Source organism: Streptomyces sp. NPDC033221, assembly GCF_055577005.1.
In genome coordinates, this window is sequence record NZ_JBVIQN010000084.1 from 1 (window position 1) to 6,307 (window position 6,307).

Annotated in this window: 9 protein-coding genes and 1 pseudogene; 3 read left to right on the forward strand and 7 right to left on the reverse strand. The window is 71.1% G+C overall.

All coding sequences use genetic code 11. The features are described from left to right. Window positions 1-321: 321 nt before the first annotated feature. The 5 genes and pseudogenes from ACZ53K_RS42415 to ACZ53K_RS42435 form a co-directional block, all read right to left on the reverse strand. Window positions 322-1,143, reverse strand: coding sequence for a WD40 repeat domain-containing protein (locus tag ACZ53K_RS42415; RefSeq protein WP_468848428.1), 822 nt, complete (start codon window positions 1,141-1,143; stop codon window positions 322-324). Next, window positions 1,044-1,775 (reverse strand): helix-turn-helix domain-containing protein, encoded by a 732-nt coding sequence (locus tag ACZ53K_RS42420; RefSeq protein WP_468848431.1) that lies wholly within the window; start codon window positions 1,773-1,775, stop codon window positions 1,044-1,046. Before ACZ53K_RS42420 ends, ACZ53K_RS42415 begins: the two co-directional genes overlap by 100 nt. Before the next feature lie 394 nt (window positions 1,776-2,169). Further along, window positions 2,170-2,364 (reverse strand): annotated as a pseudogene (locus tag ACZ53K_RS42425) (FAD-dependent oxidoreductase); the annotation flags it as partial. A gap of 53 nt (window positions 2,365-2,417) precedes the next feature. Next, the gene (locus ACZ53K_RS42430) at window positions 2,418-2,588 is read right to left on the reverse strand and encodes a hypothetical protein (RefSeq protein WP_468848434.1); all 171 of its coding nucleotides are present in this window, start codon (window positions 2,586-2,588) and stop codon (window positions 2,418-2,420) included. Next, entirely contained in the window at window positions 2,585-2,821 is a 237-nt protein-coding gene (locus ACZ53K_RS42435) for a hypothetical protein (RefSeq protein WP_468848436.1), read from the reverse strand. The genes ACZ53K_RS42430 and ACZ53K_RS42435 overlap by 4 nt, the downstream gene beginning before the upstream one ends. 71 nt (window positions 2,822-2,892) lie before the next feature. Here ACZ53K_RS42435 and ACZ53K_RS42440 point away from each other — a divergent pair, with 71 nt between their 5' ends. Next, complete coding sequence (locus ACZ53K_RS42440; RefSeq protein ID WP_468848438.1) at window positions 2,893-3,561, forward strand: TetR/AcrR family transcriptional regulator; 669 nt, start codon at window positions 2,893-2,895, stop codon at window positions 3,559-3,561. 121 nt (window positions 3,562-3,682) lie between these two features. Here ACZ53K_RS42440 and ACZ53K_RS42445 read toward each other — a convergent pair whose 3' ends face one another. Continuing rightward, a complete protein-coding gene (locus ACZ53K_RS42445; protein ID WP_468848441.1) occupies window positions 3,683-4,435 on the reverse strand; it encodes a TetR/AcrR family transcriptional regulator in 753 nt (250 codons plus the stop codon). A 102-nt stretch (window positions 4,436-4,537) separates the two neighbouring features. Here ACZ53K_RS42445 and ACZ53K_RS42450 point away from each other — a divergent pair, with 102 nt between their 5' ends. Beyond that, the gene (locus ACZ53K_RS42450; protein ID WP_468848444.1) at window positions 4,538-5,758 is read left to right on the forward strand and encodes a cytochrome P450; all 1,221 of its coding nucleotides are present in this window, start codon (window positions 4,538-4,540) and stop codon (window positions 5,756-5,758) included. Window positions 5,759-5,777: 19 nt separating this feature from the next. Continuing rightward, complete coding sequence (locus ACZ53K_RS42455; protein ID WP_468848447.1) at window positions 5,778-5,969, forward strand: ferredoxin; 192 nt, start codon at window positions 5,778-5,780, stop codon at window positions 5,967-5,969. An 83-nt stretch (window positions 5,970-6,052) separates the two neighbouring features. On the opposite strand, the gene ACZ53K_RS42460 is transcribed toward ACZ53K_RS42455, so the two are convergent. Continuing rightward, window positions 6,053-6,307, reverse strand: a 255-nt coding sequence (locus ACZ53K_RS42460; protein ID WP_468848450.1) for an ATP-binding protein, incomplete at its 5' end; no start/stop codon positions are given.

Sequence of the window (6,307 nt, forward strand, 5' to 3'; positions counted from 1 at the left end):
CACCCGCTACGAGAAGACCGCCGAGTCCTACCGAGCAGCCGTCACCCTTGCATCGCTCCTGATGTGGGCGTGACATTTGAAGACAACTCCTAGGCTCTGCACGCTCAGTCGCACGATCACCCACACGGTCGCTGTCTTCCGATAGACCGTTCATCGAATCGCATGCATTTGCCAGCAGCGCGATGGAACGTGCTGCCGTCGGCGTTGTGCTGTTCCGGGTCCCATAAACGGTGTTGTCCCACATCCTGGCCGCCGGAGCGGTGGCCGCGCTGCTCGTGCTCGCACAGCAGGGCCACGACCGCACCCCCCCGGGTCCCCCGCTCACCCCTCGCAGGCCGCATGGTCGGGTGGGTCCGGCAGGTAGGTGCCGCGTTCCTGGCGGGTCAGGTCGCGGTTGACGGTGTGACAGGTCCTGTCGATGGCTTCCTCGGGGGCCGGTACGTCCAGCCGCCGCAGGTGCGCCTTGTTGTCCGACTGGCCGACGGCGAGCGTGTGTCCGTCGGGGCTGACGGCCATCGAGGTCACCCACCAGCCGTGGCCGGGCAGGGTCGCGCGGGGGCGGGCCGGGGCGAGGTCCCACAGCCGGACGGTGCGGTTGTCGCCGCCGGTGGCCAGGGTGCGGCCATCGGGGCTGTACGCCACGGTGAACACGCTGCCGTCCGCGTCGAACGTCGCCAGCTTGCGGCCGGTGGCGGTGTCAGACAGCCGGACCGTGCCGTCCTCGCTGCCGGTGGCCAGGGTGCGCCCGTCGGGGCTGAACGCCACGGTCAGCACCGCGCGGCTGTGGCCGCCCAGGACGGCCCGTACGCGGCCGGTGTGCGTCTCCCACAGTCGTGCGGTGCCCTCGTCGCTGCCGGTGGCCAGGGTGTCCCCGTCGGCGCTGAAGGCCAGGGAAGTCACGTCCCCGGTGTGGCCGGTGAGCGTGGTGCGGGCCCGGGGCCGGCGGATGTCCCACAGCCACAGCGCGCCGTCGGCGCCGCCGGTGGCCAGCGTGCGGCCACCGGGGCTGAAGGCGATCGCCGTCGTTCCGCCGGTGTGGCCGCTCAGGGCCGCGCCGGACTTGCCGGTCCGGGTCTCCCAGAGCCGAACGGTGCCGTCGTCACTGCTGGAGGCGAGGGTGTGCCGGTCGGGGCTGAACGCCACCGACGTGACGGCGTCGGTTGGCCGCTGAGCACCGCGCGGGTCGCGCCGTCGGCCGGGACACTGCGGGCACGGTACGTGTCCAACGGCCGGGGGCCGGGCGTCAGCAGGCGTAGCGCGGCGGGCCGCCGGGCCGGGTCGGCGGCCCGCCGCAGCCAGGGCACGAGGCCGGCGCGCAGCAGCGAGGACTTGCCGCTGCCGGACGGGCCCACCACCGTCAGCCGGTGCGCCAGCGCACAGTCCACCAGCTTGGCGACCAGTGCCTCTCGGCCGAAGTACCGTTCCTCGTCCGCCGCCTCGAACCGGGCCAGCCCTCTGTAAGGCGGCTCGGCTCCTCCCTCCTCCTGCTCCCGTTCCGGAGGCACAGCCGCCGCCTCGCGCGCGGCCTGACGCCAACGCGCCTCCCACTCCCCCTCTTCCCCGCCGCAGGCCCGGACGTACGCCAGCACCGTGGCCAACGAGGCAAGCTGCTCGCCGGACGCGGCCCGGGACAGCGTCGGAGCCGAGCACGCGGCCCGCTGCGCCATCGCCCGATAGGTGATCCCGCCGGCCTCCTGGCGCAGCACCCGCAGCTCGTGAGCGAAACGCTGCACGGGGCCCGCGGCCGGGTCCAGGGGAAGCTCCCTTCGTCCCATCCGTGCCCGCCCCTTCCCTGGCGATCATCTTCGGCCCACCCCAGCACGGCCCGCACGCTGCGCAGATGACGCGTGTCGGCCAACTGCCGGATGCGCGACGCATGATGCGATGCACCGTACGTTTTTGATTCATCCCAGGTGAAGGGCCTGCGCATCAAAGTCGGGCCACGAGAGTGCGAAGTCACGACGCGGCCGGCGGGTCCGGCACGGGGGGGTGCGTCACGACACCGGAGGTGTGACGCGGCACGGGGGTGCGGCACAACGACGGGGTGGTGGCGCAGCACGCGGGGGCGGCTCGCCGGTCGGCGTCGGGGGCTGGTTCCGAGGCATGCTTTGGTGCCAGCGGTCACGGGGGTCACGGGCGCGTGGGAATCGGGCTAATCGATCACGCAGCTCACGTCGCGGACTTGAATGCGGGCAGGACGAGGGCCGAGTGGACCGGTCGTCGCTCAGCGGAGGGCGTGGCGCTGAGACTGCGCAGCATGGCGTTGCGCTGCTCCAGGGCCCGGGCGGTGGTCGGGAAGAGGGCGGCGTCGCCCTCGCCGATCAGCTCCTGGTTCAGGGTCACGAACTCGCGGGTGTCGCGTTTTCAGGAGCAGACGCGCACCGCGACTCGTGAGTCATCTGCCATCGCACCGCCAGTCACCCGTCATCGCGCCGCCCCGACCTCCGCCAGATCACCGTCATCCCGACGGCCAGGACGCCCAGGGCCGCGACCACGATGACGACCTTGATCGCGTGATCCAGCAGCAGGTGGTGAAGGAGTTCCGGGGACCCCGCCGCGAGAGACGGCCCCGCTCCGGAGCCGGTCACCGCCGGCCGCCCTTCCGCCGCTGCCGGGACTCCCCGTTCCTCCCGTCTTCCAGCCGCCGGGCAGCGGCGCGCAGCCCCGCCCGTACCGCGGGATCCGTGTACCGGCGCACATCGTCGAGCCTGCCCCTGCGTTTGAGAGCCAGGGCTATGGCGAAGATCAGCAGGGCCAGCACCACCAGGCCGCCTACGATCAGGCCGAACCTGACGAGCATGAAATGGAGATACGTCTCCACGGACAACCCTCCACTCGTTGTGTCACGCTTGTGATAAATCCGTTGTATCACAAGCGTGATAGAAAGGGTTCATGCCCCGACACGTAGACCCGGACGCGCGCCGCCGCCATGTCGTCGACGCCTTGTTCCGAGTCGTCGTCCGTGAAGGTCTGCAGCGCACCTCGCTGCGAGCGGTCGCCGACGAGGCCCGGCTGAACATCGGATCGCTGCGCCACTACTTCGCCGGCCAGCAGGACTTGATGCGTTTCGCGATGCAGTCGATGCTCGACCGGGTCGAGAGCCGGCTGCTCGAACACGTCGAGCACATCGGAGACCTGGGCCGCCACCCCCGCCCCGTACAGCTCCGGCTGGCGGCCGGGTTCCTGGCCGAGCTTCTGCCGCTCGACGAGCGGCGCCGCGCCGAGGTCACCGTCTTCCTGGACTTCAACACGGCCGCCCGCACCAACCCGGCCTTCGGCGACCTGTCGCGCCAGGCCGCCGAAGGTACGAGCAACCTGGTACGCCGCGCGCTCAGCCGGCTCGTCGCGTCAGGTGCCCTGCGGACCGGCCTGGACATCGACATCGAGACCGAGCGGTTGACTGCGCTCCTGGACGGGCTCGGCCTCAGGGCGGTCCTGCACCCTGAGAGCCTGAACGCGCGGACGTGTCACGAGGTGCTGCTCGCGCACCTGGACGACCTGTCGGCGCCCTCCGGAAAGACGTCTCAGCGGACCGTCAAGCGCGGGGACGCTTCGGCCTAGGAGGCGGTCCGCAGACGCGAGCGAGAGCATTGCGGACCGCGACACGTCCGGCCCGACCGACTCGGACACCAGGACCCGGACCGGGTGCGAAGGGAAGGTTCCGGCGTCGGGGTTCACGGAGTCACGGCTCGGAGCGCTCGCAACGTTCCGGCTGCTCGGGGCGCTTGGGGCGTTCAGCAGCGCCGTCGGCGGTACCGCGGGCGGCACGGGGCGGGAGTGCCGGCCTCGGGGCCGGAGCCAGGACCAGCGGCAGGTAGACGTCTTCGACGATCTCGATGATGGTCTCTTCCGCGACGGGCGCCCCGAACAGCAGGAACTCGTTGCGCAGCAGGTCGGTGGCGACGGAGGCCCGCCGCGAGCCCGGCACCCACTCCTCGACCTCGCCACGCTCGACGGCCCGCTGGAGGATGTCCCGGGCCACCACCGGGCCGACGGTGTGGACGCGTTCGCGGATCAGCCTGGAGAATTCGGGGTCGCGGGTCATCTCCGCGAGCAGGCCGCGCAGGACGCCGCCGATCGGGGTGGCCATCTTGTCGGACATCCGTCGCAGCAGGGCGATCATGTCGCCGCGCAGCGTGCCGGTGTCGGGCAGGTCGATGCCGGTGATGCCGCGGGACTTGCAGGCGTCCACGACCAGTTCGGCGCGCCCGGCCCATCGGCGGTAGAGGGCGGCCTTGCTCGTACGGGCCCGGACGGCGACGCGCTCCATGGTCAGCGCGGCGTAGCCCACCTCGGCCAGTTCGTCCATGACCGCCGTCAGGATGGCGTTCTCCAGCTCCTCGCCGCGGCGCCGCGGTCCTTTGCGGTGGTCGGCGGCCGGTGGGTCGGTCCGGTCGTCGGCGTTCGGTGACAGCGTGACTCCTCGATTGTGCAAAGTATGCCGAGAGGACGTTGCGTTCCCTAAGGGCACACTTTAGCCTCCCAGTTAGAGAACTGACCGTTCTTTACGAGGCTGTCAGAACCTTTGAGGGGACCGATGACCGAGACTTCCGTAACACCCTCCACCTCCGACGCCCCCGCCTTCCCCAGCAATCGCACCTGTCCGTACCAGTTGCCCGATTCCTACCGTCGGCTGCGCGACGAAGACGACGCGCTGCGCCCGGTGACCCTCTACGACGGCCGCCAGGCCTGGGTGGTCACCAAGCACGAGGCCGCCCGCAAGCTGCTGGCCGATCCGCGGCTGTCCTCCGACCGCACTCACCCGGACTTCCCGCTCACCTCGCCGCGCTTAGAAGCGCTGCGCGACCGCCGCCCGGCCTTCATCGGCATGGACCCGCCGGAGCACGGCAAGCGGCGCCGGATGACGATCAGTGAGTTCACCGTCAAACGCATCAAGGGCATGCGCCCGGACATCGAACGCATCGTCCACGGGTCCCTCGACTCGATGCTCGCCGCGGGGCCGCCCGCCGACCTGGTCAGCCAGTTCGCGCTGCCGGTGCCGTCGATGGTGATCTGCCGGCTGCTGGGCGTTCCGTACGCCGACCACGACTTCTTCCAGGACGCCAGCAGGCGCCTGGTGCAGTCCATGGACGCGGCGGAGGCGGCCGGTGCACGCGACGACCTGGACCGGTACCTGGGCGACCTGATCACCGGGCTGGAGGCCGAGCCCGGGCCCGGGCTGCTCGGCGCTCTGGTCGAGCGGCAGCGCGCGGAGGGCACGACCGACCGCGAGGAACTGATCTCCAACGCCCTGCTCCTGCTCGTCGCCGGCCACGAGACCACCGCGTCGATGACCTCCCTCAGCGTCATCACCCTCCTCGACCACCCCGGCCAACTCGCCGCCCTGCGCGCCGATCCGGCGCTGGTCCCCGGCGCCGTCGAGGAACTGCTGCGCTACCTCGCCATCGCCGACATCGCGGGCGGCCGCGTCGCCACCGCCGACATCGAGGTCGGCGGACAGCTCATCCGGGCCGGTGAAGGCGTGATCGTCACCAACTCCATCGCCAACCGCGACGCGGAGGTCTTCGAAAACCCCGACGCCTTCGACATCCACCGCTCGGCCCGGCACCATCTCGCCTTCGGCTACGGCGTCCACCAATGCCTCGGCCAGAACCTCGCCCGCCTCGAACTCGAAATCATCCTCACCGCGCTGTTCGACCGCATCCCCACCCTGCGGCTGGCCACCCCGGTCGAGCGCCTGGACCTGCGTCCCGGTACCACCATCCAGGGCGTCAACGAACTCCCCGTCACCTGGTGACCCGGCGGAAGAGGAAACGATGAAGGTAACCGCCGACCGAACGGTCTGCATCGGCGCCGGCATGTGTGCGCTGAACGCACCGGATGTCTTCGACCAGGACGAGGACGGCATCGTCACGGTCCTCACGTCCGAGCCGGCCGACGACAGCCGGGCCGCCGCTCTCGAAGCCGGGTTTCTGTGTCCGTCCGGCGCGCTGCGCGTGGAGGAATAGCCCGGCGGGAGAAGGAAGCCGGTAGGAGGCGGAAGGTGGGGGCGGGGCGGTGAGGAGGGGGTGGGCCGGAGCCTCGGGGGCCCTCACAAGGGCAGGACCACCCGTACGGTCAAGCCGCCGCCCTCACGGGGCCGGGCCGTGGTGGTGCCGTCGTGGGCCCGTACCGCCGCACGCACGATCGTCAGGCCGAGGCCGACGCCCTTGTCGCTGCCGGTCCGTTCCGTGCGCAGGCGCCGGAACGGTTCGAAGAGGTTTTCCACCTCGTACGCCGGGACGGCCGGGCCGGTGTTGGAGACCACCAGCACCGCACAGCCCTGCTGCGGCTCAGTGGTCACCTC